At 74.3% G+C, this 25,375-nt stretch carries 26 protein-coding genes; 11 read left to right on the top strand and 15 right to left on the bottom strand.

What is annotated here, in order from left to right; all coding sequences use genetic code 11:
- Positions 1–8: 8 nt before the first annotated feature.
- Positions 9–653 carry an endonuclease gene (locus tag BM093_RS11055; protein WP_093341409.1) on the bottom strand — a complete coding sequence of 215 codons (645 nt, stop codon included), beginning with the start codon at positions 651–653 and terminating at the stop codon, positions 9–11.
- 61 nt (positions 654–714) lie between these two features.
- The gene (locus BM093_RS11050) at positions 715–1,836 is read right to left on the bottom strand and encodes a glycosyltransferase (protein ID WP_093341152.1); all 1,122 of its coding nucleotides are present in this window, start codon (positions 1,834–1,836) and stop codon (positions 715–717) included.
- A 53-nt stretch (positions 1,837–1,889) separates the two neighbouring features.
- On the opposite strand from BM093_RS11050, the gene BM093_RS11045 reads away from it, so the two are divergent.
- From BM093_RS11045 to BM093_RS11035, 3 genes are all read left to right on the top strand, one after another.
- Positions 1,890–2,729: an HAD family hydrolase gene (locus BM093_RS11045; protein WP_093341150.1), complete on the top strand. Its 840-nt coding sequence runs from the start codon at positions 1,890–1,892 to the stop codon at positions 2,727–2,729.
- 125 nt (positions 2,730–2,854) lie between these two features.
- Positions 2,855–3,463, top strand: coding sequence for a phosphatase PAP2 family protein (locus BM093_RS11040; protein ID WP_245773451.1), 609 nt, complete (start codon positions 2,855–2,857; stop codon positions 3,461–3,463).
- On the top strand, positions 3,460–4,545 hold the full coding sequence (locus BM093_RS11035) for a decaprenyl-phosphate phosphoribosyltransferase (protein WP_093341148.1): 1,086 nt from the start codon (positions 3,460–3,462) through the stop codon (positions 4,543–4,545). Before BM093_RS11040 ends, BM093_RS11035 begins: the two co-directional genes overlap by 4 nt.
- A gap of 179 nt (positions 4,546–4,724) precedes the next feature.
- On the opposite strand, the gene BM093_RS11030 is transcribed toward BM093_RS11035, so the two are convergent.
- From BM093_RS11030 to BM093_RS11020, 3 genes are all read right to left on the bottom strand, one after another.
- Complete coding sequence (locus BM093_RS11030) at positions 4,725–5,672, bottom strand: NAD-dependent epimerase/dehydratase family protein (RefSeq protein ID WP_093341146.1); 948 nt, start codon at positions 5,670–5,672, stop codon at positions 4,725–4,727.
- 97 nt (positions 5,673–5,769) lie between these two features.
- The gene (locus BM093_RS11025; RefSeq protein WP_245773450.1) at positions 5,770–6,270 is read right to left on the bottom strand and encodes a DUF2304 domain-containing protein; all 501 of its coding nucleotides are present in this window, start codon (positions 6,268–6,270) and stop codon (positions 5,770–5,772) included.
- Entirely contained in the window at positions 6,267–6,950 is a 684-nt protein-coding gene (locus BM093_RS11020; RefSeq protein ID WP_093341144.1) for a glycosyltransferase family 2 protein, read from the bottom strand. Before BM093_RS11020 ends, BM093_RS11025 begins: the two co-directional genes overlap by 4 nt.
- Before the next feature lie 108 nt (positions 6,951–7,058).
- Between BM093_RS11020 and BM093_RS11015 the strand changes: the two genes are divergently transcribed.
- On the top strand, positions 7,059–8,060 hold the full coding sequence (locus BM093_RS11015) for a putative sugar O-methyltransferase (protein ID WP_093341142.1): 1,002 nt from the start codon (positions 7,059–7,061) through the stop codon (positions 8,058–8,060).
- A gap of 25 nt (positions 8,061–8,085) precedes the next feature.
- Complete coding sequence (gene pseI, locus BM093_RS11010) at positions 8,086–9,144, top strand: pseudaminic acid synthase (protein WP_093341140.1); 1,059 nt, start codon at positions 8,086–8,088, stop codon at positions 9,142–9,144.
- Positions 9,145–9,164: 20 nt separating this feature from the next.
- Here pseI and BM093_RS11005 read toward each other — a convergent pair whose 3' ends face one another.
- From BM093_RS11005 to BM093_RS10970, 8 genes are all read right to left on the bottom strand, one after another.
- Positions 9,165–9,347 (bottom strand): hypothetical protein, encoded by a 183-nt coding sequence (locus BM093_RS11005; RefSeq protein ID WP_093341138.1) that lies wholly within the window; start codon positions 9,345–9,347, stop codon positions 9,165–9,167.
- Positions 9,348–9,458: 111 nt separating this feature from the next.
- Positions 9,459–10,100 carry an energy-coupling factor transporter transmembrane component T family protein gene (locus BM093_RS11000; RefSeq protein WP_093341136.1) on the bottom strand — a complete coding sequence of 214 codons (642 nt, stop codon included), beginning with the start codon at positions 10,098–10,100 and terminating at the stop codon, positions 9,459–9,461.
- 13 nt (positions 10,101–10,113) lie between these two features.
- Entirely contained in the window at positions 10,114–10,788 is a 675-nt protein-coding gene (locus tag BM093_RS10995; protein ID WP_093341133.1) for an energy-coupling factor ABC transporter ATP-binding protein, read from the bottom strand.
- Positions 10,785–11,906, bottom strand: coding sequence for a thiolase family protein (locus tag BM093_RS10990; RefSeq protein ID WP_093341402.1), 1,122 nt, complete (start codon positions 11,904–11,906; stop codon positions 10,785–10,787). The genes BM093_RS10995 and BM093_RS10990 overlap by 4 nt, the downstream gene beginning before the upstream one ends.
- On the bottom strand, positions 11,903–13,273 hold the full coding sequence (locus BM093_RS10985; RefSeq protein WP_245773449.1) for a class I adenylate-forming enzyme family protein: 1,371 nt from the start codon (positions 13,271–13,273) through the stop codon (positions 11,903–11,905). The genes BM093_RS10990 and BM093_RS10985 overlap by 4 nt, the downstream gene beginning before the upstream one ends.
- Complete coding sequence (locus BM093_RS10980; protein WP_093341130.1) at positions 13,270–13,851, bottom strand: biotin transporter BioY; 582 nt, start codon at positions 13,849–13,851, stop codon at positions 13,270–13,272. Before BM093_RS10980 ends, BM093_RS10985 begins: the two co-directional genes overlap by 4 nt.
- Positions 13,852–13,920: 69 nt before the next feature.
- On the bottom strand, positions 13,921–15,513 hold the full coding sequence (locus BM093_RS10975; RefSeq protein WP_177238394.1) for a GNAT family N-acetyltransferase: 1,593 nt from the start codon (positions 15,511–15,513) through the stop codon (positions 13,921–13,923).
- Between the two features lie 10 nt (positions 15,514–15,523).
- Complete coding sequence (locus BM093_RS10970) at positions 15,524–16,249, bottom strand: cytidylyltransferase domain-containing protein (RefSeq protein ID WP_093341128.1); 726 nt, start codon at positions 16,247–16,249, stop codon at positions 15,524–15,526.
- Positions 16,250–16,332: 83 nt separating this feature from the next.
- Between BM093_RS10970 and pseB the strand changes: the two genes are divergently transcribed.
- The 3 genes from pseB to BM093_RS10955 are packed head-to-tail and all read left to right on the top strand — an operon-like array spanning position 16,333 to position 19,870.
- Positions 16,333–17,316, top strand: a complete 984-nt coding sequence (gene pseB, locus BM093_RS10965; RefSeq protein ID WP_093341125.1) for a UDP-N-acetylglucosamine 4,6-dehydratase (inverting) — start codon at positions 16,333–16,335, stop codon at positions 17,314–17,316.
- Positions 17,316–18,446 (top strand): DegT/DnrJ/EryC1/StrS family aminotransferase, encoded by a 1,131-nt coding sequence (locus BM093_RS10960; protein ID WP_093341122.1) that lies wholly within the window; start codon positions 17,316–17,318, stop codon positions 18,444–18,446. Before pseB ends, BM093_RS10960 begins: the two co-directional genes overlap by 1 nt.
- Positions 18,443–19,870, top strand: a complete 1,428-nt coding sequence (locus tag BM093_RS10955; RefSeq protein WP_093341119.1) for a lipopolysaccharide biosynthesis protein — start codon at positions 18,443–18,445, stop codon at positions 19,868–19,870. The genes BM093_RS10960 and BM093_RS10955 overlap by 4 nt, the downstream gene beginning before the upstream one ends.
- Positions 19,871–19,883: 13 nt before the next feature.
- Here BM093_RS10955 and BM093_RS10950 read toward each other — a convergent pair whose 3' ends face one another.
- Positions 19,884–20,972, bottom strand: coding sequence for a hypothetical protein (locus BM093_RS10950; protein ID WP_177238393.1), 1,089 nt, complete (start codon positions 20,970–20,972; stop codon positions 19,884–19,886).
- Positions 20,973–21,053: 81 nt separating this feature from the next.
- On the opposite strand from BM093_RS10950, the gene BM093_RS10945 reads away from it, so the two are divergent.
- Complete coding sequence (locus BM093_RS10945; RefSeq protein ID WP_245773448.1) at positions 21,054–21,938, top strand: glycosyltransferase family 2 protein; 885 nt, start codon at positions 21,054–21,056, stop codon at positions 21,936–21,938.
- A 6-nt stretch (positions 21,939–21,944) separates the two neighbouring features.
- Here the strand turns inward: BM093_RS10945 and BM093_RS10940 are convergent, their stop codons facing one another.
- Positions 21,945–23,510 carry a hypothetical protein gene (locus BM093_RS10940; RefSeq protein WP_143105333.1) on the bottom strand — a complete coding sequence of 522 codons (1,566 nt, stop codon included), beginning with the start codon at positions 23,508–23,510 and terminating at the stop codon, positions 21,945–21,947.
- A gap of 54 nt (positions 23,511–23,564) precedes the next feature.
- Here BM093_RS10940 and BM093_RS10935 point away from each other — a divergent pair, with 54 nt between their 5' ends.
- Positions 23,565–23,963: a VOC family protein gene (locus tag BM093_RS10935; RefSeq protein WP_093341113.1), complete on the top strand. Its 399-nt coding sequence runs from the start codon at positions 23,565–23,567 to the stop codon at positions 23,961–23,963.
- A gap of 51 nt (positions 23,964–24,014) precedes the next feature.
- Positions 24,015–25,361 carry a DUF222 domain-containing protein gene (locus BM093_RS10930; RefSeq protein WP_093341109.1) on the top strand — a complete coding sequence of 449 codons (1,347 nt, stop codon included), beginning with the start codon at positions 24,015–24,017 and terminating at the stop codon, positions 25,359–25,361.
- Positions 25,362–25,375 lie beyond the last annotated feature (14 nt).

Genomic DNA, 25,375 nt, shown 5'->3' with positions numbered 1-25,375 from the left:
CCGCCCGGTCAGGCCGCGGCCAGGGCGTCGTCGGCGAGCTTCTTGTCCAGCCCGACCCGGGTCAGCGCCGCGGCGAACTCCGCGAGCCGCTCGCCGTCGACCAGCCGGGCCAGCCGGTCCGGCTCCGTCGGCAGGCCGAGCCGCTGCGCACCGTCGAGCGCCTTGCCGTCCAGCGACGGGCGCAGCTCCGGCCACACCGCCTGCAGCTCCCGGGCCACGATCGAGGCGCCGGTGGGGCCGAGTCGCGCGAACCCGGTGAGCAGTGAGCGGATCCGGTCCGGGTCGCCGTCCGCGGCCTTCCGGAGAGTGCGCAGGTCACCGGACCAGTCCTCGAGCAGCTGGTGCGCGCCCTCGCCGAGTGCGGTCGCCATCTGCTCGTCGACCCGGCGGTAGTGCGCCCGGTTCAGCGCGTCGACGCGGTCCTGCCAACTCGCGTCGCGCATCCGCTCCGGCGTGCCCATGCCGCCGTCGACGAGCTCACGGGTGGCGGCGACGGCCAGTGACGCCTGCACCCGCGTCGACAGCAGCGTGCCGAGCACCAGCACCCGGTACAGCGGGGCGGGCGTGTCCTTCAGCGTGATCCCGGCCTCGGCCGCGTAGGTGGTCCCGGCGCGGTCGAGCAGCGCGGCGACGGTGGTGTCGTGGTCGGCCATGCCGTCCGGGTACCCGGTGACGCCGCTGCACACCCCGATGCCGGGGTGGCACCGGGGACGGTCAGGCCAGTGCCGCGACGACGTCCACGCGGGCCTGCGGCGGGGGCATCGCGGCGATCTCGGCGCGCACCTCGCGGGCCGCGGCGGCGAGCTCGCCGTCGTGCACCAGGCGCCGCAGCGCGTCCTCGGTGACCGCCCCGCCGATCCCGGCCCCGCGGGCGGCGACGAGCTCCGCGTTGTGCCGCCGATCGCCCGGCCCGGGCAGGGCGAGCTGCGGGATGCCCGCCGTCAGCGCGGACAGCACGTGCCCGGAGCTGCCGGCGTGCAGCACGGCCGCGCACGCCGGGAGCAGCTCGGCCGGCGCGACCCGCCCGACCGTGTGCACGCCGGGCCCGGTCCGGCGGGCCAGCCGGGCGGGTGGGCGGGAGAGCACCAGGTCGCAGCCCAGGTCCTCCGTGGCCTGCACGGTGCGCAGCGCGGAGGTCTGCAGGTCGCCCCGCATCGGGCCGCCACCGCGCAGGACCAGCACCCGCGGACGGACCGAGGGGGCCTTCAACCAGCCGGGCAGCGCGGGCCCGCCTGCCGGTCCGGCCGGCCGGACCGCCAGCGCGTCCCGCGGACCGACCAGGCTGGCCGGCGCGATCGTCAGGACCACGGCGGGGCGGGGCACGTCGTGCAGCCCGTGCCGGGCCCGGGCCCGCTGCACCGGGCGGGAGTGCATCAGGGTCCGGGCCGTCGCGAGCCCGTCGAGCAGGCCGTTCTCGTGCAGCACGGCGGGGACGTCGTGCCGGGCCGCCGCCAGCGCGCCGGCCACGGCGAGCGGCTCGTGCAGCACGACGTCGGGCCGCCACTGCTCGGCGACGGTCACCAGCGCGTCGGTCAGCCCCTCGTTCACCGGGCCGAACAGCGAGCGGACGCCCGCGTCGCCGGCCCGGCCGGTCAGCTCGGCGCGGGCGGTGACCGGGTGGGTCACCAGCGAACGCGCCGCGAGCCGGCCCAGCCGCAGGTTGCGGGCGACGTCGATGAACGGCAGCGACCGGGCGTCCGGACCGGCGGGCCGGGGGAGCGCGTCCCCGCCGCCGGCCAGCAGCACCTCGTGGCCGGAGTCCCAGAGCGCGTGTGCGAACGGCAGCAGCGGCGTCATGTGCCCCGCCAGCGGGGCCGCGACCACCAGAACGCGCACCCGACGAGCGTAACCGTGACGATGGGGGTCGCGGGGTTCCGTAGGCTCGGGGTGTGATCGCCGAGAACCCGCCCCGGCTGGTCGCGACCGACGTGGACGGCACCCTCCTCGACGACCGCGACGCCGTCACCCCGCGCACGGTCGCCGCCCTCACCCGGGCGGTCGAGGCCGGGACCGGATTCGTGCTCGTCACCGGGCGTCCGCCGCGGTGGATCCCGCCGATCGTGGCCAAGCTGCCGGACGGGCTGGTGCGGCTGTGCGTCTGTGCGAACGGCGCCGTGCTCTACGACGCCGCCGAGGACCGTCTGCTCGGGGCACACACCCTCGAGCCGGACGCGGTCCGCACGCTGGCCACGCTGGCCGGGGAGCTGTTCCCGGGGTGCGGCATCGGCGTCGAGCGGGTCGGGAACTCGATCACCGGGCAGGTCACGCTCGGCACGGTCGACGAGTTCCTCACCGGACCCGGTTACGTGCACGCCTGGGGTGCGCACGACGGCGGCGAGGCCAGCCACGAGGAGATGCTCGCCCGGCCGGTGACCAAGCTGCTCGTCCGCGCTCCCGAGCTGACCAGCGAGCAGATGCTGAACGCGCTCGCACCGAAAGCCGAGGGCCTGGCCGACCTGACGTTCTCGCACCCGGGCGGCCTGCTGGAGGCCTCCGCCCCGGGGATCACGAAGGCGACCGGGCTGGCCGACGTGGCCGAGCACCTGGGGGTCGGCGCGGCGGAGACGATCGCGTTCGGCGACATGCCCAACGACCGGGAGATGCTGCGCTGGGCGGGGACCGGGGTCGCGATGGGCAACGCCCACCCGGACCTGGTCGGGCTGGCGGACGAGGTGACCGCGCCGAACACCCGCGACGGCATCGCCGAGGTCCTCGAGCGCTGGTTCTGAGCCGGTGCCCGGGCCGGCCCTACCCGCCCCGACCCCGGCCGGAACCCCGCCCGCGCGTACCATCACGGGCTGTCATCGCCCGGGTCGAGCCGGGTGCCAGCGGCACGCCAGGAGGGCCCCACCCCGTGGCAGAGACCCTGGACCGTTCCGGTCCACAACCGACTGCCGACGTCGACACCCCGATCGAGACCCCGGCGACCGGCGAGATCCTCCTGCTCAACGCGGTGCAGGACACGCTCGGCGGCGACGGGTACGTCCGCGCCGCGCGCGGCATGTCGCTGTTCGGGGAACACGCAGCGGGCTGGCTGGCGATCGGCCTGGCCGGGGCCGCAGTCGACCGGCCACGCCGGCGCGAGTGGCTGGGTTCCGCGGCCGCCGTGGCGCTGGCGCACGGCACGTCGATCGGCGTCAAACGCGTCGTCCGGCGGCGCCGCCCCGCCCACTCGTCGGTCCGGGTGCTGGTCGGCACCCCGAGCCGGCTCAGCTTCCCGTCCTCGCACGCCACGTCGACGACGGCCGCCGCCGTGCTCTACGGCGGACTGCTCGGCCGTCGCGGGCGGGCGCCGGTCGTGGTCGCCTCGGCCACGGTGGGCATGATGGCGCTCTCGCGCCTGGTGCTCGGCGTCCACTACCCGTCCGACGTCGCCACCGGCACCGCGCTCGGCGCGGTCGTCGCCACCGCGGCCCGGCGTGTGATCCGTCGCAACCCCACCCACCGGAGGGTGAGCGCATGACCCGCACCGATCCCACGAAGGTCGGCGAGACCTCCTCCGCCGAGGAGGAGCCCACGGACTCGAAGGCCGCCGTCGCCGAGGTGGCCGACCCGAAGACCCCGGTCGAGCCGGACGCCCCGGACGACGCGGGCGCCCCGGAGGGGCACGAGGCCGAGGCCGCCGAGGAGCGGCCGGCCCCGCAGGTCCCGATCGACCCCTCCGAGCGGACCACGGCGAAGGTCGCCCGCGGCCTGCTCAAGACGATGCGCCCGCGGCAGTGGGTGAAGAACGTCCTGGTGTTCGCCGCGCCGTTCGTCGGCGGCGGGCTGTTCGGCGTCGAGGTGCTCGTCGACTGCCTGATCGCGTTCGCCGCGTTCTCGCTGGCCGCATCGGGCGTATACCTGGTCAACGACGCGCTCGACGTCGAGGCCGACCGGGCACACCCCACGAAGTGCCGGCGTCCGATCGCGGCGGGCATCGTGCCGCTGCCGCTGGCCTACGTGGCGGCCGCGGTGCTGTTCGCCGCGGCGATCGCGCTGTCGATCCTGGTCACCTGGCAGCTGATCGTGGTGCTGGCCGTGTACGTGGCGGTCCAGCTGTCGTACTGCCTGTGGCTCAAGCACCAGCCGGTGCTCGACATCTGCATCGTCGCGTCCGGCTTCCTGATGCGCGCCATCGCCGGTGGTGTCGCGACCGAGATCCCGCTGTCGCAGTGGTTCCTGCTGGTCACCGGGTTCGGCTCGCTGTTCATGGTGGCCGGCAAGCGCTACGCGGAGATGCGGCTCGCCGAGGAGACCGGCGCGAAGATCCGCAAGTCGCTGGAGAGCTACTCGGCGTCCTACCTGCGCTACATCTGGTCGCTGTCGGCCACGGTCATGATCATGACCTACGGCCTGTGGGCGTTCGAGATCCGCGAGACCCACCACAACACCGTGTGGTCGGTGGTGTCGATCGTGCCGTTCGTGATCGCGGTGCTGCGCTACTCGGTGGACGTCGACCGCGGTACCGGCGGGGAGCCGGAGGAGATCGCGCTGGGCGACCGGGTGCTGCAGGTGCTCGCCGTGGCCTGGATCGCGATGCTGACCCTGGCCGTCTACAGCTGACCCGCCCCGGCGCCGCACGCTCCGACGCCGCACGCCCGGCGCCTCGCGCTCCGGCTCGGACCCCCGTGCTCGCTGCCCCGAGGGGCACCCTGGTGGCGCCCAGCGCCCCGAGGGTGCCCCTCGGGGCGTTTCGGGGGCGGGGCCGGGGCGGGGGTGGGGGTGGGAGTACGCGGCGCTTGTCAGTCGCGGCGCGTGTGCCAGGCCCAGGTGGCGTAGAGGCCGTCCGCGAGGGTCGTCGGCGCCGGCAGGCCGAGCGCGGTGAGCCCGCGGGAGGGGTCCAGGCAGCTGCGGCGCAGCTCCCCGGGCCGGGCGGGCTCGAACTCGGGGGCGAAGTCGCCGGCATCCAGCCCGGCGATCCGGCCGATCGTCGCGGCCAGCTCGACGACCGTCGACTCGGTCCCGGTGCCCACGTTGAACACCTCGCCCGCCAGCTCGCCCGCGGCCAGCCGGTCGGCCGACGCGAGCGCCGCGCGCGCGACGTCGCCGACGTAGAGGAAGTCGCGGGTCTGCCCGCCGTCGCCGAACACCGTCGGCCGCCGGCCGCCGCGGGCCCGGTCGCAGAACAGCGACACCACGCCCGCCCCGCCCGACGGGTGCTGGCGCGGCCCGTAGACGTTCGCGAAGCGCAGCACCAGCGCGGGCAGCCCGTGCGTGCGGACGAAGAACCGGGTGTAGCGCTCGGCCGCCAGCTTGCTCATCCCGTACGGCGACTCAGGCTCCGGCGGCTCCTCCTCGGTCGTGGGGAGCGGCGCGCCGTCGCCGTAGATGGCGCCGCCGGTGGAGCAGACGACGACCGCACCGGCCCCGCAGTCCCGCGCGGCCTGCAGCACGCTCAGGGTGCCGAGGACGTTCACCGACGCGTCGTGCACCGGGTCGGCCATCGACGTGCGGACGTCGATCTGCGCGGCCAGGTGGTACACCGCGTCCGGGCGGAACTCCGCCGCCCGCTTCGCCAGCGTCTCCGAGTCGCGGATGTCGAGCACCGCGAGGTCCACACCGGGGGCGAGGTTCTCCCGCGTGCCCGACGAGAGGTCGTCGACGACGAGCACGTCGTCGCCGCGGGCGACCAGGGCGTCGACGAGGGTGGAGCCGATGAAACCGGCTCCACCGGTGACGAGCGCGCGCATGGAGGTCCTCCGGTGTGGTCGGGCGATGCCGGAGTGCTGTCGTTGCGCAGCCGCCGGGCGTTTCTCTCAGGTCGTGGCAGCCGTGATGTACCGCAGGTCAGGCGCGCGACCGGTCGGTCGGGTCACCGACGGTGTCGGGCGACTCCTGTGCACGTCCGTTCGAGGTGGGCCTGTTCGACGTGGACGGGAGCGACTGTGCGTCGCGCTCGGCGAGCGCGTCGAGCCGCTGGGCGAGCTCCTCCTCGCGGCGGCTCAACTCCGCGTCCCGCACGGCGATCTGCCGGGCCAGGTTCGTGAGGTGCTGGCTGATCTCCCGGTCCCGCAGGTAGGTGTTGAGCATCCCGAACACGAACGCGACGACCAGCAGGTAGACGATCAGGTCGGTACCGCGGCCGATACCGAGCGCGCGGGCGACGTAGGTGACGTCGTCGGGCCGCAGGATGGCGTAGATGTTGAGGACGACGAACGCGCCGAACGCGATCCGCTTGCTCGCCCGGACCCCGACGCTCTGTCCGCTGCGGACGAAGTAGACGAGCGCGCCGAGAGTGGACAGCAGCAGGATGATCTGCAGGATCACGGTGTTCGCCTCCTGGGTCATCGCTGCCGGACCGACAGGTCGAACAAGATGTTCACCCCGTTGAACAACGACTGGCCTTTGGACTGGGAGTACTCGGTGTAGCGGATCGTCACCGGCGCCTCGACGATCCGCCACGAGGACCGGGCCAGCGCGGCCACGATCTCCGAGGCGTGTGCCATCCCGTTCATCGAGATCCGCAGCTCCTCGACGACCGGCCGGGACAGCACCCGCAGGCCGTTGTGGGCGTCGGTGAGCTTCAGCTTCCGGCTCGCCGGGGACAGCGCCGCGACGGTGCGCAGCACGAGCCGCTTCAGCACCGGGACCGGCTCGGTCGAGTCGAGGAACCGGGAGCCGAGGACGACGTCGGCCTCGCCGCTGCGGACGATCTCCACCATCCGGGCGGCGTCGGCGACGTCGTGCTGGCCGTCGGCGTCGAACGTGACGATCCGCTCGGCACCCCGGCGCAGTGCGTAGTCGATGCCGGTCTGCAGGGATGCGCCCTGGCCGAGGTTGATCGGGTGTTTCACGAGATGAGCCCGGGTGCCGGCGATCCGCTCGGCGGAGGCGTCGCGGCTGCCGTCGTCGATGCAGACCACGTTCGGGAAGCGGACGCGGATCTCGTCGACGACGTCGGCGATGACGGTCTCCTCGTTGTACACGGGGACCACCACCCAGGTACCGGTGTCGGCGACCACGTCCACTGCCTCGTCCTTCCCGTCCGCCTCCCGCAGGTTATCGGTCCCGATCCGGGCGGCTCGCGACGGTACGCCGTGATCAGGACGAACGCGACATTCCGTACGGTAGGACGCGTGGACGCGAGGACCCTGCTCGAGCTGATGCTGGCCGACCTGGAGGACGCACCGGAACTCTACCGCCCGACCGACTTCTGGCGGACCGGCCTGGAGAAGGTGGTCGCCGACCTGCGCGAACGCGGTTTCGCGGAGTTCCGCAGGCATCCGTCCGCACGGTTCTTCTACGCCCCGCAGTACGCGCCCGTCTCCCGTCCCGCGGCGGCGCTGTCCGGGGCGTTCGGTCTCGTCGGCTCGGCCGGCAAGCTGATCCGCGAGCGGATCGATCAGGTCCCGGTGGCGCGCGCGCACCACGCGACCGTGCAGGCGCTCGACCCGGCCGACCGGGCACCGGTCCTGACCGGGTTCTCGGAGTCGACCGCCGGCGCTCCCGCCGAGCAGCTGGTCCTCGGCGGCCGCCGGTTCAGCCGCTCGTCGCTGAACTACCTGCGCGGCCTCGTGATGCTCAAGCGCGCGGTGCCCGACCTCGAGATCTCGACCGTGTGCGAGATCGGCGGTGGGTTCGGCACGCTCGGCGAGATCCTGCTCGCGCGCAACGAGGGGCTGCGCTACATCGACGTCGACATCCCGCCGGTCGCCGCCGTCGCCACCCACTACCTGCGCGAGGTGCTCGGCGAGAGCCGGGTGCTCGACTACGCGGCCACCCGGGACCGGGAGAAGATCGCGATCGACGAGATCGAGCACCCGGCCACGGTGCTCTGCTCCTGGCAGCTCCCGCGGCTGACCGGCACCGTCGACCTGTTCGCGAACTTCATCTCGTTCCAGGAGATGGAGCCCGACGTCGTCGAGAACTACGCGCGGCTGGTCACCGATCTCGGCGCCCGATGGCTGCTGCTGCGCAACTCGCCCAGCGGCAAGCCGGGCGTCCGCGAGCCGATGCTGCGGCACCGGTACCTGGAGCTCTTCGACCGCTACGAGCTCGTCGACTCCGACGCCGGGCTGTACGGCCAGGACTCCGAGGCCACGGTGTCCGAGGTGATGGTGCTGGCCCGGCGTTCCTGAACGCGGGCCTCGTAGGGTGAGCGGCATGCGCATCCCGGACCCGATCGAGATCGCCGGCCACCGTGTGGGGCCGGGGGAGCGGCCCTTCGTCATCGCCGAGGTCTCCGGCAACCACAACGGCTCGCTGGACCGGGCGCTGGAGATCGTCGACGCGATCGCCGGGACCGGGGCGCAGGCGGTGAAGTTCCAGACCTACCGGGCGGACACGATCACCATCAACGCCGACGGTCCCGCCTTCCGGATCCGCGACGACCACGGGCTGTGGGGCGGACGCAACCTCTACCAGCTCTACGAGCAGGCGCACACGCCCTGGGAGTGGCACGAGCCGCTGTTCGCCCGGGCGCGCTCGCTGGGGCTGGTCCCGTTCTCCAGCCCGTTCGACCCGACGGCGGTCGAGCTGCTCGAGTCCCTCGACGCGCCGGCGTACAAGGTGGCCTCCGCCGAGCTCGTCGACCTGCCGCTGATCCGGCGGATGGCGGCCACCGGCAAGCCGATGGTCATGTCCACCGGGATGGCGACGCTGGCCGAGATCGACGCCGCCGTCGCCGCGGCCCGCGAGGGTGGGGCGAGCGAGATCGTGCTGCTGGCCTGCACCGCGTCGTACCCGGCGGATCCGGTGGACGCGAACCTGCAGACGATCCCGGCGCTGCGCGAGGCGTTCGGGGTGCCGGTGGGGCTCTCCGACCACACCCCGGGCATCGGTGTCCCGGTCGCCGCGGTCGCGCTCGGCGCCGTCGCGATCGAGAAGCACGTGACGCTGCAGCGCGCCGACGGTGGCGTCGACTCCGACTTCTCCCTGGAGCCGCACGAGCTGGCGTCGCTGGTCACCGAGACCGACGTGGCCCGGCGTGCGCTGGGTCCGGCCCGCTTCGGGCCGCGCGAGTCGGAGCGGGACACGCTCGCGCTGCGCCGTTCGCTCTACGTCGTCGCCGACGTCGCCGCCGGGGACCCGGTCACCGAGGACAACGTCCGCTCGATCCGCCCGGCCGGCGGGCTGCCGACCGACACGATCGGCACCGTGCTGGGCCGGACCTTCGCCCGCGACGTGGCCCGTGGGACACCGCTGACCTGGGACCTGATCTGACCGGTCGGCCCGAGTTCTGCTCAGTCACAGCCTCCGCCGTCGCCACCTCCGCCGCAGTCACCGCCTCCGCCGTCGCTCCCGCCGTCGCCGTCGGAGAAGAACCGACGGCGACGCGGCGGGGAGCCGCCCACACTGCGCCGGTAGCTCGTCGCGATCAGAGCGACGACGACAGCGACCAGCATCAGCATCACGACATCGTTCATCCCCGGTACCGTCCCCCCGTGCCGAGATCCGGCCGCTCCACCGTGACCGGCGGCGCGGGGTAGAGGGCGTCGCTGTCCCGGTGCTGTCCCCGCGGTGTCCTGCGGAAGGCGTCATGGCTCCGCGACGTGGGGTGGGGACGGGCGAGTGTCGTCGTCACCCCAGCCGCGGGCGGCGAGGGCCTCACCGAGCGCGTCGGCGTGCCGCAGCGTGCGGATCATGAACGGCACCGCGAACGCCGTCACCGAGCCGCCGGCGCCACGGGCCTTCGCCGAGGCGCGCACCTGCCCGGCGATGCCGGACAGCGTCCCCACCGACTGGATCGTCAGCCCGACGAGAAGGCCGACGCGTTCGGGCCGGACGCCGAACCGACGCAACGGCCCCAGCCCGCGCTCCACCGCACTGACCAGGTCGTCCACCCGCGTCGTGAGGGTGAACAGGCTGGCGGCGCCGATCGCGGCCACCAGCCGCAGCGCGATCACCAGCGCCCGCTCCGGCCCGAGCAGCCACCACTGCACCAGCCCGATCAGCACCAGCAGCAGCGCCAGCGTGCGCAGCAGCGGCCGCAGCCGCCGCCACGGCACCCGCGCGACGACGTAGCCCAGCGCCACCAGCCCGCACACACCCGCGAGCACCCACGGGTCGGAGGTCAGCACGGTGCCCGCGGCGATCAGCAGCACCGCCAGCAGCGACGGCCCGGTGGGCGCCCGGTGCAGCAGGCTCGTGCCGGGCTCGTAGAGGCCGAGCGGGGTCACCGCGCACCGGCCGTCACGTGCACAGCTTCCGGTAGTGGGCCACGGCCGGCTCCGGCTCGTCGTCGGCCACCACCCGGCCGCCGTCCAGGACGATCACGCGGTCGAACCCCTCGAGCAGGTCGAGGTCGTGGGTGGCGAGCAGCACCTGCTGGCGCAGCCCGGCCAGTCGCTCGGCGAACGCCTTCTTGTTGCGCAGGTCGAGCAGGGTCGTCGGCTCGTCGCAGACCAGCACGTCGGGGTCGAGCACCAGCACCGCGCACAGGGCGAGCAGCTGCTTCTGTCCACCGGAGAGCTGGTGCGCGGGGTGCTCGATGTGGTCGCCGAGCCCGAACCCGGTGAGGGTCTCGGCGGCGAGCCGGGCGCGTTCGGCCCGGTTGCGCACCGTGCGGCGCAGCGAGAACGCGACGTCCTCGCCCGCGGTCGGCATCACGATCTGTGAGTCCGGGTCGCTGAACACGAACCCGACCCGGCGGCGGACCGCGGATCCCTGCCGCGCCGGGTCGCGGCCGTCCACCCGGACCGTGCCCTCGGTCGGGGTGACGAGCCCGTTCACCGTCCGGGCCAGGGTGGACTTGCCCGAGCCGTTGGCCCCGATCAGCGCCACGCGGCTCTGCGGCAGGGTCAGATCGACGCCGTCGAGCACGACGCGGTCGCCGTAGCGGTGTCCGACCCCGGAGAACTCGATCATCGGACGACCCTCCACCGGGTGGCGACGCCCAGCCCGCCGCCGGACGACAACGCGGCCAGCCCGGTCTCCCCGTGCCCCTGCACGACGAGCCGGTGGAACAGCCGGACGACCAGTACCGCGCCCGACGCGCCCCACGGGTGCCCGAGCGCGATCGCCCCGCCGTCCGGGCTGACCCGGTCCTCGGCGGTGCCGAAGGGGTCGAGCCCGGCGGCGTCCAGGCAGGCCAGCACCTGCCCGGCGAACGCCTCGGTGAACTCGACGACGTCGGGGGCGTCCGCAGTGCCGGTGGCCGCCATGGCGGGGACCGCACCCAGCCCGAGCAGTTCCGGGGCACAGCCGCGGGTGGCGGCCACCTCCAGCGCGAGTCCCGGGACGCCGAGCTCGCGGCGGCGGGCCTCGGACACCAGCAGGACGGCGGCCGCGCCGTCGTTCACCCCGCACGAGTTCGCGGCGGTGTGCGTGCCGTCGGGGGTGAAGGCGGGCCGGAACCGGGCGAGCCGCTGGGTGGTGAACCGGTCGCGCGGCCGCTCGTCGGTGGTGACTCCGCCGACCTCGACGAGCTCGCCGTCGAACCGACCGGCACGCTGCGCGGCGACGGCGCGGGCATGGCTGCGGGCGGCGAACGCGTCCTGGCGTTCCCGGGTGATCCCGGCCCGGGCGGCGACGGCGTCGGCGGCCGGGCCCATGTCCGGGTCCGGGTGCCCGGACGGGGCGAACGGGGCGCGGGTGTAGCCGGTGCCGTCCGGCCGGGTCCGGGCCGGTGCGGTGGAGGGCGACTCGACACCGCCGGCGAGGTAGGCGGCGCCGTCACCGGCCCGGATCGCCGTCGCCGCGGTGACGATCGTGGCGAGCCCGCTCGCGCACTGCCGGTCGAGGGTCATCCCGGGGACGGTGTCACCGAGCCCGGCCGCCAGCGCGGCGACGCGGGCGGGGTTGCCGCCGGGGCCGAAGACGTTGCCGAGCAGCACGTCGTCGACCGGGGTGTCGATCTCGGCGGCGAGCGCGGCCAGCACGGGTGCGGCGAGCGCGTCGACGGTGTGCCTGCGCAGAGCCCCGCCCGCGGTGCCGATCGGCGTGCGGTAGGCGGCGATCACGACCGGGGTGTCGTCGGTGGTCATCGCGGGCTCCACCGGTCGAACGGGTGGGCGTCGAGACCGCCGTCCCGCAGCCCCGCCTCGACGGCGGCCCGGGCGGGCTTGCCCGAGCCGAGCCGGGGCAGCCCGTCGGCGACCAGCCAGCGCCGCGGCCGCTTGGTCGGGGACAGCGCGGCGCGGGCCGCGTCCCGCAGGTCCCGCCGGGACACCGGAACGCCGGTGCGCGGTTCGACGACGGCGGTGACCAGCATCCCCAGCGCCGGGTGCGGGGTGCCGGCGACGACGACGTCGGCGACCCCAGGGACCGACCGCAGCACCTGCTCCACCTCCTCCGCGGCGACCAGCGTCCCACCGGAGGAGATCGTCGCCGCGGACCGGCCGAGGACGCTCAGCGAGCCGTCGGCGTGCAGCTCGGCCCGGTCGCCGACCGTCGACGCGCCGGGGGCGGCCGGTTCCAGGACGCCGTGCCGCAGCCGGCCGAGGACGGCCTGCGGGCTGTCCACCCACAGCACGCCCTCGCGCAGCTCCAGGCGCACGCCCTCGACGGGGCGGAGCGCGCCGGCGCTGCGCCGCAGCGCGATCAGCGAGTGCTCGGCCGAGCCGTAGTACTCGAGCAGCGTGGTGTCCGGCAGCAGCCGGGCGCACCGGTCCCGCACCGCCGGGGCGACGTGCGCGCCACCGCAGACGATGACCTGCGGCGCGGGGTGACCGGGGTGGTGCGCGCGGTCGTCGAGCAGCGCGGACAGCTGGGCCGGGACGAGGTGGACGGTGCCGGTGGCGCGGGCGTCGGCGGGGTCGAACCGGTCGCGGGTGACCAGGCCGAGCCCGTGGTGCAACGCGTGCAGGGCACCGAACAGGTACAGCGTCGACGACGGCGGGCCCGGTACGAGCACGGGCCCGGGCAGCGGGCCGAGGGCGTCGAACCCGAGCCACCACGAACGGCGGGTGCGGGCCAGGACGGACGGGGCGCCGGTGCTGCCCGAGGTGGTGGGGAGCAGGAACGGCGGATCGGCCGGCGCGGGTCCCGCAGAACCAGGTGCCGGGTCACCGGCAGCAGCATCCCCGACCGGGACGATCAGGTCGGGCCGGGCGTCGGCGAGCACCGCGGCCCGTTCGCGTCCCGACCAGCCCGGGTCGGCGACCAGCGACGCGGCGCCGGCCCGGTCGGCGGCGAGCAGGTGGGGCAGCACGTCCCAGCGGGCGCGGTCGGGGGCGTCGAGCACCACCCGGTCGCCGGCGGCGAGCCCGCGTCCGCGCAGGTCCCGCGCCGCGGCCAGCACCGCGTCGGCCAGGTCCCGGGGGAGCCGGTCGTCGGCGATGATCGGGGCCGGCTCCGGGGCGGGACGGGTGCGGACCCGGGCCGAGGCCGGCGAAGGATGCCCCGTCGTCACCGGACCGGCGACCCGGCGGACGTCGTCGGGGGCAGCAGGTCCGGCAGCGCCCGGTGCACCAGCCCGGCGATCACCGCGGCCAGCACCACCTTGATCAGATCACCCGGTACGAACACGAGGGACTGGAGCAGGCCCGCACCGAGGTCGCCGACGAACAGCCCGATCACCGGGATGCCGATCAGGTAGTCGGCGAGCAGGCCCGCGAGGCAGGCGAGCAGCAGCACCGGAAGCGTCCGGGTGCGCGCCCGCTGCACGATCAGGCCGGTGACCAGCGCGGACAGCAGCCAGCCGACCACGAAGCCGGCGCTCGGCCCGACGAACGGGGCCAGCCCGCCGCGTCCTCCGGACAGCAGCGGCAGGCCGATCGCGGTGAGGCCGAGCAGCAGCGCCACCGATGCCGTGCCCAGCTTCCAGCCGAGGATCGCGCCGGCCAGGATCGGCCCGGCGTTCTGCACGACGATCGGGACACCCGCGACGCCCCCGATGCCGGGGAACAGACCGAGCACGGCGATGAACGCGGCGAACACCACGACCCGCGCGAGCGAGGCGGCGGGCAGCGTGGAGCGGGATCCGGACACGCGCGAAGACTAGGTCACGTCGGCGTGTCGGCGGCACAACATGCGGGTGGCGTCACCGCAGGTCGCCGCTCACAGCATCCGGCGCAGGGTGTGGAAACCGTCCGGATCCGCGCCGGTGCCGTCGTCGGCGTAGCCGGCGCGGGCGAACAACCGCGCCGACGCCGCGTTGTCCGCGTGCACCACGGCGATCACCGGGGTGCCGGTGCCTGTCCGGGTCCGCAGCGCCTCCTCCCCGGCGCGCAGCAGCGGCACCGCGAGCCCGCCGCCACGGCGCTCCGGCGCCACGGTGATCGACACCTCCCAGCCGCTGCACTCGCGGTCCCAGCGGACGGTGCCCACCGGCCCGTCGAGGTCGGCGACGACCAGCAGCGACCGGTCCACGCGGTCCAGGGACCCGGCGAGCCAGCGGCGGTGCGTGTCCGGGTCGATCTCGTCGGTGGACCGCGACCAGCGGCGGGTCTCCGGGTCGTTGCGCCAGCCCAGGAGGAGCTCGGCGTCGTCGAGGGTGGCCGGACGGGCGTGCAGGACGCCCGTCAACGTCGTGTCCTCGACGTGCGTGCGCCACTCGGTGTCGGAGGCGGCGCCCGCGGCGGCGGCGACCGCATCGACGATCCGGTTCGCGCCCTCGCCGTCGACCACGGCGCGGGCGCGTTCGGCGAGGGCGTCCCGTCGGTCCGGGTCGGTGAGCAGGTCGCGCAGCACCGCTGCGGCCGGCTCCGGCTCGCTCAGGTCGTCGACCCCGCCCAGCCCGGCGGCGGCGCCGGCGGCGACGACCGTGCGGTACCCCTCGGCCTGGTTGTCCGCGGCCCGGACCAGCGCCATCGGGACGCCGACGCAGCACAGCTCCCACACCGTCGTCCCGGCGGCGCTGACCACCAGGTCCGCCTCGGCCATCGTCGCGGGGAGATCGGGCAGCGGGCCGACCGCGCGGAACCGGGCCGGTCCGTCGTCGGGCAGTTCCACCGCGCGCCCGGCCGGGACGACGACGTCGACCTCCGCCGGGACACCGGCGCGGGCCACCCCGGCGACGACCAGGGGGAGCAGCCCGGCCGCATCGGTTCCCCCCATCACGACGAGAACCCGCGGCGGCCCCGCGGCCGGGGCCGTGGCCGCCCCGATCGCGCGCCGCCGGCGGGCCCGCCGCACCGCCATCCGCAGCGGGGCGTGCTCGGGGCCACGCAGCAGGACCGGCGAGCCGTCGTCCGGACGCCGGTGCTCCGCCGCGCCCAGGTTCGGGTCGACGACGACGTCCCCGGGCCGCCGCCCGGTCGTGAAGTCCTCGACCGTGCACAGCGCCACGCCGGCCGCGACCAGGGCGGCACGCAGGTCGGTGCCGAGCAGGTAGTGGTCCACGTGCACCGCGTCGATCCGGTGCTCGCGGCACAGCGCCACCAGGTCCGAGGCGTTGTCGGCCGGGGGGAGCAGTACCCCGGGTGGTCCCGGAGCGGGCTCCGCGGCGGCACCCGGGAGCGGGGTGTACGCCTGCCACGCGACGCGGAACAGGCCCGCCCACAGCCAGTCGAGACCGTCGAGGCGTCCGGACCAGAACACCTCGTGTCCGGACAGCAGTGCCGCCTCGGCGACGGCGGCACACCGCACGGCGTGCCCGACCCCGGTCGACGGACCGGCGTCGCAGCGCAGCAACAGTCGCATCCGGCTCATCCCGCTGCGTTCATCCTTCGGTGAGTGACTTCTGGCGGACGTGTGCGTTCCGCTCGACCAGGTCCGGGTTCGACCGCAGCACCGACACCACCGACCGCCAGTCGGTGCGGTCGCCGAGCCGCTCGACGAGCCCCTCCAAGGCGTGCAGGTCGTCGGCGGTGTCCAGGGTGACCCGGAGATCGTTCGCTGCCGGGGCGACGACCACCCCGAGGCAACGGAACCGTTCCGGGTCGCCGTAGAGCCCGGACGTGACGTGGACCCGGTCGTAGCCGGTTGCCGAGGACGCCAGCGCGCGCAGCGCAGGGACCGTCGCGAGCTCGACGTCGAGTCCCCGGGGCAGGGTCCGGACCAGCGTCGTCGCGACGTAGTCGTGCTGCGGGGCCGTGCGCCAGGTGGCGGCGACCAGGCCGACGAGATCGGGATCCAGCAGCGGGCAGTCGGCGGTGAGCCGCACCACGGCGTCGCATGGGTGCTCGTCGACGGCCTGGACGAAGCGGCTCAGCACGTCGTCCTCGGAGCCGCGCACGACGGGTACACCGAGCCGGGAGGCGCGCTCGGCCACCGCGTCGTCGCCGGCGGCCGTCGACGTCGCGACCAGCACCTGGTCGATGCTCGAGGCCGCGCGGGCGGCGTGGACGACCCGATCGAGGACCGGTCGCCCACCGAGATCCCGGAGTACCTTCCCGGGGAGCCGCGTCGAGCCCGTCCGGGCCTGAATGACCGCGTTGATCCGCACCTGCTCGCTACCTGCTTCGATTCGTCCGCCTGCCCGCGTGCCATCATGCCGGGCGGGAGAAATTCCGTGGATGTGGAGGCGTGATGTCGGTACTCAAGGGCTCGTCGGTCCTGGTCACGGGCGGGACGGGGTCCTTCGGCAAGGCCTTCGTGCGCACCCTGCTCGATCGCTACGAACCGCGCCGGCTGGTGATCCTGTCCCGGGACGAGCTCAAGCAGTACGAGTGCCGGTCGCTGTTCGGCGACGACCCCCGGCTGCGCTGGTTCCTCGGTGACGTCCGCGACCAGCCGCGCCTGCGCCGGGCCATGCACGGCATCGACTACGTGGTGCACGCCGCCGCGCTCAAGCAGGTCGACACCGCCGAGTACAACCCGTTCGAGTTCATCCGGACCAACGTCGAGGGCTCGCAGAACGTCGTCGAGGCCGCGATCGACTCCGGCGTGAAGAAGGTCGTGGCGCTGTCGACGGACAAGGCGTCGTCGCCGATCAACCTCTACGGCGCCACCAAGCTGTGCGCGGACCGCCTGTTCGTCTCCGCGAACCACTACGCGGCCGCCTACGAGACCCGGTTCTCCGTGGTCCGGTACGGCAACGTGCTGGGCAGCCGCGGCTCGGTCGTGCCGCTGTTCAAGAAACTGGCCGCCGAGGGCGCGTCGTTGCCGCTGACCGACAAGCGGATGACCCGGTTCTGGATCACGCTCCCGCAGGCCGTGCAGTTCGTGATCGACTCGTTCGACCTGATGCAGGGCGGCGAGCTGTACGTGCCGCGGATCCCGTCCATGCGGATGACCGACCTGGCCGAGGCGATCGCGCCCGGCGCCGCGACCCACGAGATCGGGATCCGGCCGGGGGAGAAGCTGCACGAGGAGATGATCGCCGCCGACGACTCGCGGCGGACCCGCCGGCTGACCGACCGCTACGTCGTCGAGCCCTACATCGCCGGCTGGGGCTACACCTCGCCCGCCGACGGCGAGCCGATGGCCGACGGCGAGGCCTACCGCTCGGACACGAACGACCTGTGGCTGTCGCCCGCGCAGCTGCGCGAGATGGTCGAGGCGCTCGACTGATGCTCCCGTACGGCCGGCAGTCGATCTCGTCCGACGACGTCGAGGCCGTCACCGCGGTCCTCGGCACGGACTGGCTCACCACCGGGCCCGCGGTCACCCGGTTCGAGGACGACCTCGCGGTCGTCTGCGGGAACCCGGCCGTCGCGGTGACGTCGGGGACCGCGGCGCTGCACGTCGCCTACGCGGCGGCCGGCGTCGGGCCGGGCCAGGACGTCGTCGTCGCCCCGCTGACGTTCGTCGCGACCGCGAGCGCGGCCGCGCTGCACGGGGCGAACGTGATCTTCGCCGACGTCAGCGAGGACACCGGCAACCTCGATCCGGACGCCGCGAAGGCCGCCGTCACCCCGAACACCACCGTGGTGTCCGGAGTGGACTACGCCGGGCATCCGATCGACGCCGGGCCGCTGCGCGAGGTCGCACACGACACAGGTGCCCTGCTGCTGGAGGACGCCGCGCACTCGGTCGGCGGCACCTGGCACGGCCGTCCGGTCGGTGACCTGGCCGACCTCACGACGCTGAGCTTCTTCCCGACCAAGAACCTCACCACCGCCGAGGGTGGCGCGGTGGTCTCGCCGCGGGCGGACCTGGTCGCCGGCGCGCGCTCGTTCCGCAACCACGGCCTGGTGCGGGACAAGGATTCCCAGCGGTTCCCGGACGAGGGTCCGTGGCACCAGGAGGTGCACGCGTTCGGGCTGAACTACCGGCTGCCCGACCTGCTCGCCGCCCTCGGGTCGTCGCAGCTGGCCCGGCTCGCCGCGTTCCGTGCGCGCCGCAGCGAGATCCACGCCCGCTACGACGCCGCTTTCGCCGACGTCGCCGAGGTCCGCACGCCGTCACGGCGCCACGGTGCCGACCCGGCCTGGCACCTCTACCCGCTGCGGGTGCTCGACGGCCGCCGCCGCGCGTTGTTCGAGTTCCTCCGCGAGCGGGAGGTCGGGGTGCAGGTCAACTACATCCCGGCCTACTGGCACCCGGTGTTCGCCGACCTGGGCTACCGCCGCGGGCTCTGCCCGAACGCCGAGACCTACTACTCCCAGCAGCTCTCGCTGCCGCTGTTCCCGGACCTCACCGACTCCGATGTGGACCGGGTCGCGGGCCTGGTGCGGGAGTTCCTCGGGCACTCGGCGTGAGCCGGGTGGTCGATCCGGAGGCGGCCGGGAACGCGAGCCGCGACGTGCTCGGCCGCGGCTCGCTCTACACCCTCGGCAGCGTCGCGCCGATCCTGGCGAACGTGCTGGTCACCCCGGTGGTGACCCGGGTGCTCGGCGTCGGCGAGTACGGCGTCGTCGCGGTCGGCCTGGTGCTGGTGCAGGTCGGCTCGATGGTCGCCGGGCTGGGGATGGCGGCGTCCATCACCCGGCACGGGATCATGGAGCGCTCCGGCGAGGCCGGGTCCCGCAAGCTCGCCCTGCAGGGCAGCGCGCTGGCCACGCTGCTGGTCCTGGCCGCGGTGGCCACCGGTCCACTGTGGGGCGAGCCGGTACTGGGGACCCCCTGGCAGGCCGGGCTCGCCTTCGCCGCGCTCGCCGCCGCCGGGTTCGCCACCATCCAGAACGCCCAGTCGTTCCTGCGGGTCCAGGACCGGCCGCTGCCGTTCGTGGCACTGTCCACCGTGGCCACCCTCGGCGGGCCGGTCGCCGGGCTGCTGCTGGTCACGCTGCGCGCCTCGGACGCCGAGGACTACCTGTTCGGCCTGCTGCTCGGCTACCTCGTCGCAGGGCTCGCCGGGATCGTCCTCGCGCTGCGCGGCGGCCGCCCGCACGGTGAGCGGGGCGACCTGCGGCGGGCGTTGCGGGTCGGGCTGCCCGCCGTGCCGCACCTGGTGGCGTTGCTGCTGGTGCAGAACGCGCTGGTGTTGATCGCCAACCGGTTCTTCGGCCTGGACGACGGCGGTCGCCTGCAGATCGCACTGCTGCTCGGCTCCGCGCCGGCGATGATCGTCTCCGCGCTGAACAACGCCTGGGCCCCGGTCGTCTACCGCACCGACCCGGCCGACCGGGGCGCCGCACTGGAACGCACCTCCCGCGACGTCGCCGCGGTGACGGCGGCGCTGGCCGGCGGCGTGGCCCTGCTGTCGCCGTTCCTGCTGCGCTTCCTCGCCCCGGCCACGTTTGTCCCTGCCGAGCTGGTCCCGGCCGCCGGGGTGGCCGCGGCCGGCGCGGTGATCAGCGTCGCCTACCTGGCCAACGTGCACCTGGTGTTCGCCTCCGGCCGCAGCGGCGGGCTGGCGCTGGCCAGCCCGCTGAGCCTGGTCGCCGGCCTGGTGGTGGCGGTGCTGCTGGCCGGGACCGGGTCGCTCACGGCGGTGGCCTTCGGGTTCCCGCTCATCTACCTCGCGCTCGCCGTCGGCACGTCGCTGCTGCGCCGCCGGGTGTCGGAGACGACCTGGCGGGAGGCGGTGCTGCTGGGCCCGATCGGTGCCGGGGCACTCGCCTGCGCGGTCGGTGCGCTGCTGCCGACCGCCGGCTGGGCGTGGCTGTCGACGCGGTTCGGCCTGGCCCTGCTGCTGGGCATCGCGCTGGTGTGGATGGTGCGGAGAGTCTTTCGCTCGTGAGTGGTTATCGCGGTCAGGGCCGCGGTAACCACTCACGGGCCCGGAGGGGCTCCTCGGTCGTCACCGGGGTCGGCAACCCCTTCGGCAACGGCCGCGGTACGGCCGCCAGCGGGTTCCGCAACCACAGCCACGGGCTGAAGCTGCCCGCGGACATCGCCTCGGTGGCGGCCTCGGAACGCTTGGTCAGCCCGAGCACCATCGCCGCCTTGGCCAGCGGGGAGGCCGCGTAGTACTGGAGCCCCGGGCCGATGCTCGGCGTGCGGCCCCAGCCGAGCACCTCCCGGAGCTCGGCGGGCTCCAGCAGGTGGTCGGCACCGAGCTCGCGACGGGCCAGCGCGGTCGCCGCGGCATCGGCCTCGGCCGCACCCTCATCGGGGCGCGTCCCGTCCTCGGCGTCCGCGCTGTGGAACTCCGGCCACCGCTCCCGCAGCTGGGTCACCGCGTCCGCGCCCTGGTTGCCGAACGTCAGCGGGTCGCCCCAGACCGCGGCCGGGGTGCCGACCGCCGCCGCGTAGAGGACGGCGGTGGAGAGCCGGTTCGACGAGACCCGGCTCGCGTTGCCGACCAGGTGCATGATCCGCAGCAGGAAGTGCGGGTCGTCGCGCCGCCCGGCGGTGACGAGCGTGTGCCCGGCGTCCGCCCAGGCCGACGTGATCTCGGGGTCGGTCATGTCCTCGTGGTGCAGGCAGACCGTCGACGGACCGTCGACCTTCGCGACCTGCCGGGCGAGGTCGGCGTGCGCGCCGGTGACCCGCACCAGGCGGGTCCCGTGGAACGGGACGAACACCGGCCCGAGCCGGTCCGACCGGGACCAGCCCTGCCGGTGCAGCAGCCGCTCCAGGTACAGGACAGGGGCGCCGATCGGGGTGGTCGCGCGGTCCTCGTCGGCCGGGGACCAGCCACGGCAGCCGTGCGACCAGACCAGCAGGCGCCGTTGCCGCGGGTCGGCACCGACCGTGGGGAAGTCCGCGAAGTGCGCGGCGACCGGGGAGATCGCCGTCCAGCCGTGCTGGAGCAGGCCCGCGATGTGCCGCGGCCGCGGCAACCCCGCGTAGGCGGCCAGGACGGCCGAGTGACCGTAGTAATGGTTCTGGATGTCCAAGGCCGTGCTCCGGATCGCTGCTGGCGTCGTCTCCCTGAGGCGGGCGATCCTAGCGATCCGCTCGCTCGCTACCGTCGGCACGTGCCTGCACCGACCGTCGATGTGATGCTTCCGTTCTACGGGGACCCGGAGCTGTTGCGCCGGGCAGTCCGCAGCGTGCAGCAGCAGTCCCGCACCGACTGGCGGCTGACCGTCGTCGACGACGGTTACCCCGACGACTCCATCGAGCCCTGGTTCGCCGGCCTCGGTGACGACCGCATCCGCTACCGCCGCAACGCGCAGCGGCTCGGCGCCCAGCCGAACAACCGGTACTGCATCGAGCAGGTCGAGCTGCCGTACTTCGTGATGATGGGCGCCGACGACCTCATGTCGCCCGACTACCTGGACACCGTCCTCGCGCTGCACGAGCGTTGGCCCGCCACCGCGGTCGTCCAGCCCGGTGTCGCGATCATGGACGAGCACGACCAGCCGGTCCGTCCGCTCGCCGACCGGGTGAAGGCACTGCTCGCGCCGAAGGGGACCGGGCCGCGTGAGGTGGGCGGCGAAGACCTGGTGGTGAGCCTGTTGCGCGGCAACTGGCTCTACAACCCGTCACTGTGCTGGCGGACGTCGGCGTTGAAGCAGATTCCGGACTCCGCGGACGTCTTCGACCTGGCCCTCCCCGTCGCGGTGATCGCCGACGGCAGGTCGATGGTGGTCGACGACCACGTCTGCTTCCGCTACCGGCGGCATCGCTCCAGCGACTCCGGTTCCGGCGCGGCCGCGGGCAACCGGTTCGCCGAGGAACGGCGCTACTTCGCGGCCGAGGCGGCCCGGATGGACGCTCGCGGCTGGGGACGGGCGGCCCGCGCCGCACGGGGGCATGTCTCGTCCCGGTTGAATGCGGCGGTCCAGCTCCCCGGGGCGCTGGTGCGGCGAGACGGGGCGGCGCTGCGGGCGTTGGGTACACATCTGCTCACCCGCTGACCGGCCTCAGCTGCTGCCGGACAACCGCTCCACCCAGCGCGTATAGCCCGGGTCCAGACGTGCGTCGGTCACGGCACGCGCTTCGGCCAGCCGCTGATCCAGGGCCGCCCGCACATCACCCGCGACGTCCGGCTTCGCGAACACCAGCTGGAAGTACTCCGGCCGCATCTGGGCCACGCCGACGAGTTCCCGGTCGCCCAGTACCCGGGGAAGATCCGTCCGCCAGGACGCGGGCGGCGGCTCCGGCGTCGAGCTCGTGACGACCAGGACCGTGGGATCGTCGGCGAGCAGCACGTCGGTCGGGGACGCCCCGTGCGCGAGCCGCTCGTCGTTGAGTCCGATGTAGTCGGTCGTGGTCCACTCGGAGAAGTACGGGATCGCCCCGGCGTCGGTCACCGCGACCGTCCGGCGCTCGGCAGGCAGGTCGGTGTCGGCCAGTGCGAGCCCGATGGCGATGTGTGCCCGGCGCAGGTCGTCGCCGTAGTGGACCAGGGTCCGGGCGTCCGGGGCCAGGAACCCGGCTGCAGTCGTCCACGCCACGGCGACGACGGCGGCACCGGCGGCCACCCGCCGCAGGTCCGCGGTGTCCAGGGCCCACGCGGCGGCCAGGCAGAGCAGTGGGAACCCGTGCCACGCGAACCGGGACAGGTAGTCCATCGCCGGCGCGGACAGCGCCGGGATGATCCACAACGCGGTGCAGCTCGCCAGGACCAGCGCGGCCGGCGCCGCGACCCGGGTCCGGAACAGCGCCGCGACGGCGAAGGCCAGCAGCGGCAGGAAGGTCGCGGCGGTCAGCTGGAGCCAGCGGCCGTCGGTGGCGGCCTCGACCCCGACCTTGACGTAGAAGGTGTTCGGGAGCAGGTGGCCGTAGTACAGCCACCGACCGGCCAGGTACACCACGCCGACGACACCGGCCCCGGCCGTCCACAACCACACCGTGCGGTCCCGACGCCGGAGCCACAGCAGCACCAGCAGCGCGGGGGCGACACCGAGCACGCCGTCCGGGCGCAGGGTGCCGGCGAGGAGCAGCAGGAGCGGGATCTCCCCGGCCCGCACGGCCGCGTCCCGGTCGTGGAGCAGGCGAGCGGCGAGCACCACCGCGCGGAGGACGACCAGTGCGAACGGTCCCGTCTCCAGCCCGGAGTCGACGTGGACCCAGGTCGGCAGGAACAGGGCGAAGCTCCCCGCCGCGACGACCGCCCCGGAGCGGGTGCGGGGTTCGGTCACCAGGACCCACACGATCACCGCGGCACAGGCTCCGGCGGTGAGCTTGGAGACGATCGGGAGGGGGACGCCGAGCCACACCCAGGGGGCGTGCCACAGCATCCAGCTGAAGTTGGTGAACCCCTCCACCGGGTCCTGACCGGGATTCCAGGTCGCGCCGAAGCCGTGCGCGAGGTTCGCGCTGTACCGGTAGGTGATGTAGGCGTCGTCGACGGTGACCGACCAGCACGCCCAGAGCCCGGCGGCGAGCGCGAGGAGCGCGGCGGCGAGCAGCACCGGACGGCGGCTGCGGTGCGGCTCCGGGCCCGCGGTCCGTGGCTCGTCGGCCCGGCGGGGAGCGGTCAGCATGGCCGGATTCTGCCGCACCGATGAGTTCCGACCGGCAGCGCGGTCGTGGTCGGTATGAGCACCCACACGCAGAACCCGACGACCGTGAACAACATCAGCGTCGTCATGTTCACCGTCGCCGACCAGGACGCGGCGCGGGACTTCTACACGCAGAAGCTCGGCTTCGAGGTCCGCGGCGACACCCGGTTCGGGGAGAACGGTGAGCACCGCTGGCTGGAGGTCGCCCCGCCCGGCTCGACCGCGCGGCTCGCGCTGAACCCGCCGATGTTCGACGAGCCCGGTGGCAGCGCCATCGGCGTCGAGACCCCGGACGTCGCCGCCGAGCACGCCCGGCTCGCCGCCGTCGGTGGCCTCGACCTCGACCCGCTCGACGAGGACGAGACCCCGGGCGCGCCGAGGATGTTCATGCTCCGCGACCCGGACGGCAACGTCGTCACCGTGGTGCAGGTCTGAAGCGGGGAGGACGGGGACACCGTGCTCCTCACCGTCGGCACGTGTCGGTGAGTGGCGCTCGACCTGCGACGACGGACAGTCGATCAAACGTATGTTCGAGTAGCATGGGTTCATGCCCAGCGAGCGCCTCGCCACCGCGCATCGCCTCCTCACCGAGGCGGTCGCCGCGCTGCGGGCCGCCGCCGGGCCCGATGCCACCGCCGAGGAGCGCCTGTCGGTCCTCACCCTGTGCGAGGGCGGGGTGCGGCGGCTCGACCAGGTCACGGTCGCCACCGTTGCCGCGCTCGACCGCGAGGGCTCGTTCACCGAACGCGGCTACCGCAACCCCGCTCTCGCCCTGGCCGACCTGCTCAACTGGGACCGTGCCGACGCCCGCCGTCGCACCCTCGCCGCGGAGAGCACGTCCACCCCCGCACCGCCCTCGACGGCACCCCGCAGCCGCCCGCGTTGCCGGCCACCGCCGAGCGCTTCGCCGACGGCCGCATCGGGCTGCGCCACGTGCACGTCATCGCCACCGTGCTCGGCAGCCACGCCGCCCGCCGCATCCATCCGGACCGGCTCGCCCTGGCCGAGGCCGAGATCGCCGAGCACGCCACCGTCTACAACCCGGGCGAGTTGCACACCTGGGCCACCCGGCTGATCGAGGCCCTCGACGACGACGGGCCCGAACCCGACGACACCCCACCGCCCCAGATCAACACGCTCACGGTGGTGGCGAACCGCACGGGATCGGGCGGTCGCATCCGGGGCCGCTTCGACGACGCCGCCCTGTTCGACGCCATCGCCACCGCCGTCGACGCCCTCGCCGCCCCACGCGACAACCTCGACGAGCGCTCACCCGAGCAACGGCAGGCCGAGGGGCTGTCCGAGATCTGCGCCCGGGCACTCGACCACGGTGACCTCCCCGAGACCGGTGGCCGCCGCCCCGTCATCAGTGTGCTGATCGGTCTCGAGGACCTGCAGCGCCGTGCCCGTGCGGCCGTGCTCGACTTCGGTGGTCAGATCACCCCCGAGAGCCTGCGGATGCTGGCCTGCGACGCCGGTGTGGTCCCCATCGTCATGAACGGCCAGGGGCAGCCCCTCGACGTCGGCCGCATCAAGCGCACCGTCCCGGACGGGCTGCGCCGCGCGATCACCGCTCGTGATCGCGGCTGTGCCCACCCCGGCTGCAACCGGCCACCGTCCTGGTGCGAGGTCCACCACATCCGCCCGTGGGAGGCCGACGGGGAGACCTCGCTGGGCAACTGCGTGATGCTGTGCCGGGTCCATCACCGCCTGCTGCACCACTCCGAGTGGATCGTGCGCATCCGCGACGGGCTTCCCGAGTTTGTGCCGCCCCGCTGGATCGACCCGATGCAGCGACCACGGGCCCGTCCACGGCCCGCCGATGTGGCGTGACGGCATCGCGCTCC

The organism is Pseudonocardia ammonioxydans, assembly GCF_900115005.1.
GTDB lineage: Bacteria > Actinomycetota > Actinomycetes > Mycobacteriales > Pseudonocardiaceae > Pseudonocardia > Pseudonocardia ammonioxydans.
This window is presented reverse-complemented; position numbering and strand designations above follow the sequence as displayed.

Excerpts from the sequence above, each read along its gene's own strand:
- BM093_RS11055 (WP_093341409.1), bottom strand. The coding sequence starts at position 653 with ATGGCCGACCACGACACCACCGTCGCCGCGCTGCTCGACCGCGCCGGG.
- BM093_RS11025 (WP_245773450.1), bottom strand. The coding sequence starts at position 6,270 with ATGACCCAGGAGGCGAACACCGTGATCCTGCAGATCATCCTGCTGCTG.
- BM093_RS10975 (WP_177238394.1), bottom strand. The coding sequence starts at position 15,513 with ATGAGCCGGATGCGACTGTTGCTGCGCTGCGACGCCGGTCCGTCGACC.
- pseI (WP_093341140.1), top strand. The coding sequence starts at position 8,086 with ATGCGCATCCCGGACCCGATCGAGATCGCCGGCCACCGTGTGGGGCCG.
- BM093_RS10935 (WP_093341113.1), top strand. The coding sequence starts at position 23,565 with ATGAGCACCCACACGCAGAACCCGACGACCGTGAACAACATCAGCGTC.
- pseB (WP_093341125.1), top strand. The coding sequence starts at position 16,333 with ATGTCGGTACTCAAGGGCTCGTCGGTCCTGGTCACGGGCGGGACGGGG.
- BM093_RS11035 (WP_093341148.1), top strand. The coding sequence starts at position 3,460 with ATGACCCGCACCGATCCCACGAAGGTCGGCGAGACCTCCTCCGCCGAG.
- BM093_RS10995 (WP_093341133.1), bottom strand. The coding sequence starts at position 10,788 with ATGATCGAGTTCTCCGGGGTCGGACACCGCTACGGCGACCGCGTCGTG.
- BM093_RS10990 (WP_093341402.1), bottom strand. The coding sequence starts at position 11,906 with ATGACCACCGACGACACCCCGGTCGTGATCGCCGCCTACCGCACGCCG.
- BM093_RS10940 (WP_143105333.1), bottom strand. The coding sequence starts at position 23,510 with ATGCTGACCGCTCCCCGCCGGGCCGACGAGCCACGGACCGCGGGCCCG.
- BM093_RS11005 (WP_093341138.1), bottom strand. The coding sequence starts at position 9,347 with ATGAACGATGTCGTGATGCTGATGCTGGTCGCTGTCGTCGTCGCTCTG.
- BM093_RS11030 (WP_093341146.1), bottom strand. The coding sequence starts at position 5,672 with ATGCGCGCGCTCGTCACCGGTGGAGCCGGTTTCATCGGCTCCACCCTC.
- BM093_RS10960 (WP_093341122.1), top strand. The coding sequence starts at position 17,316 with ATGCTCCCGTACGGCCGGCAGTCGATCTCGTCCGACGACGTCGAGGCC.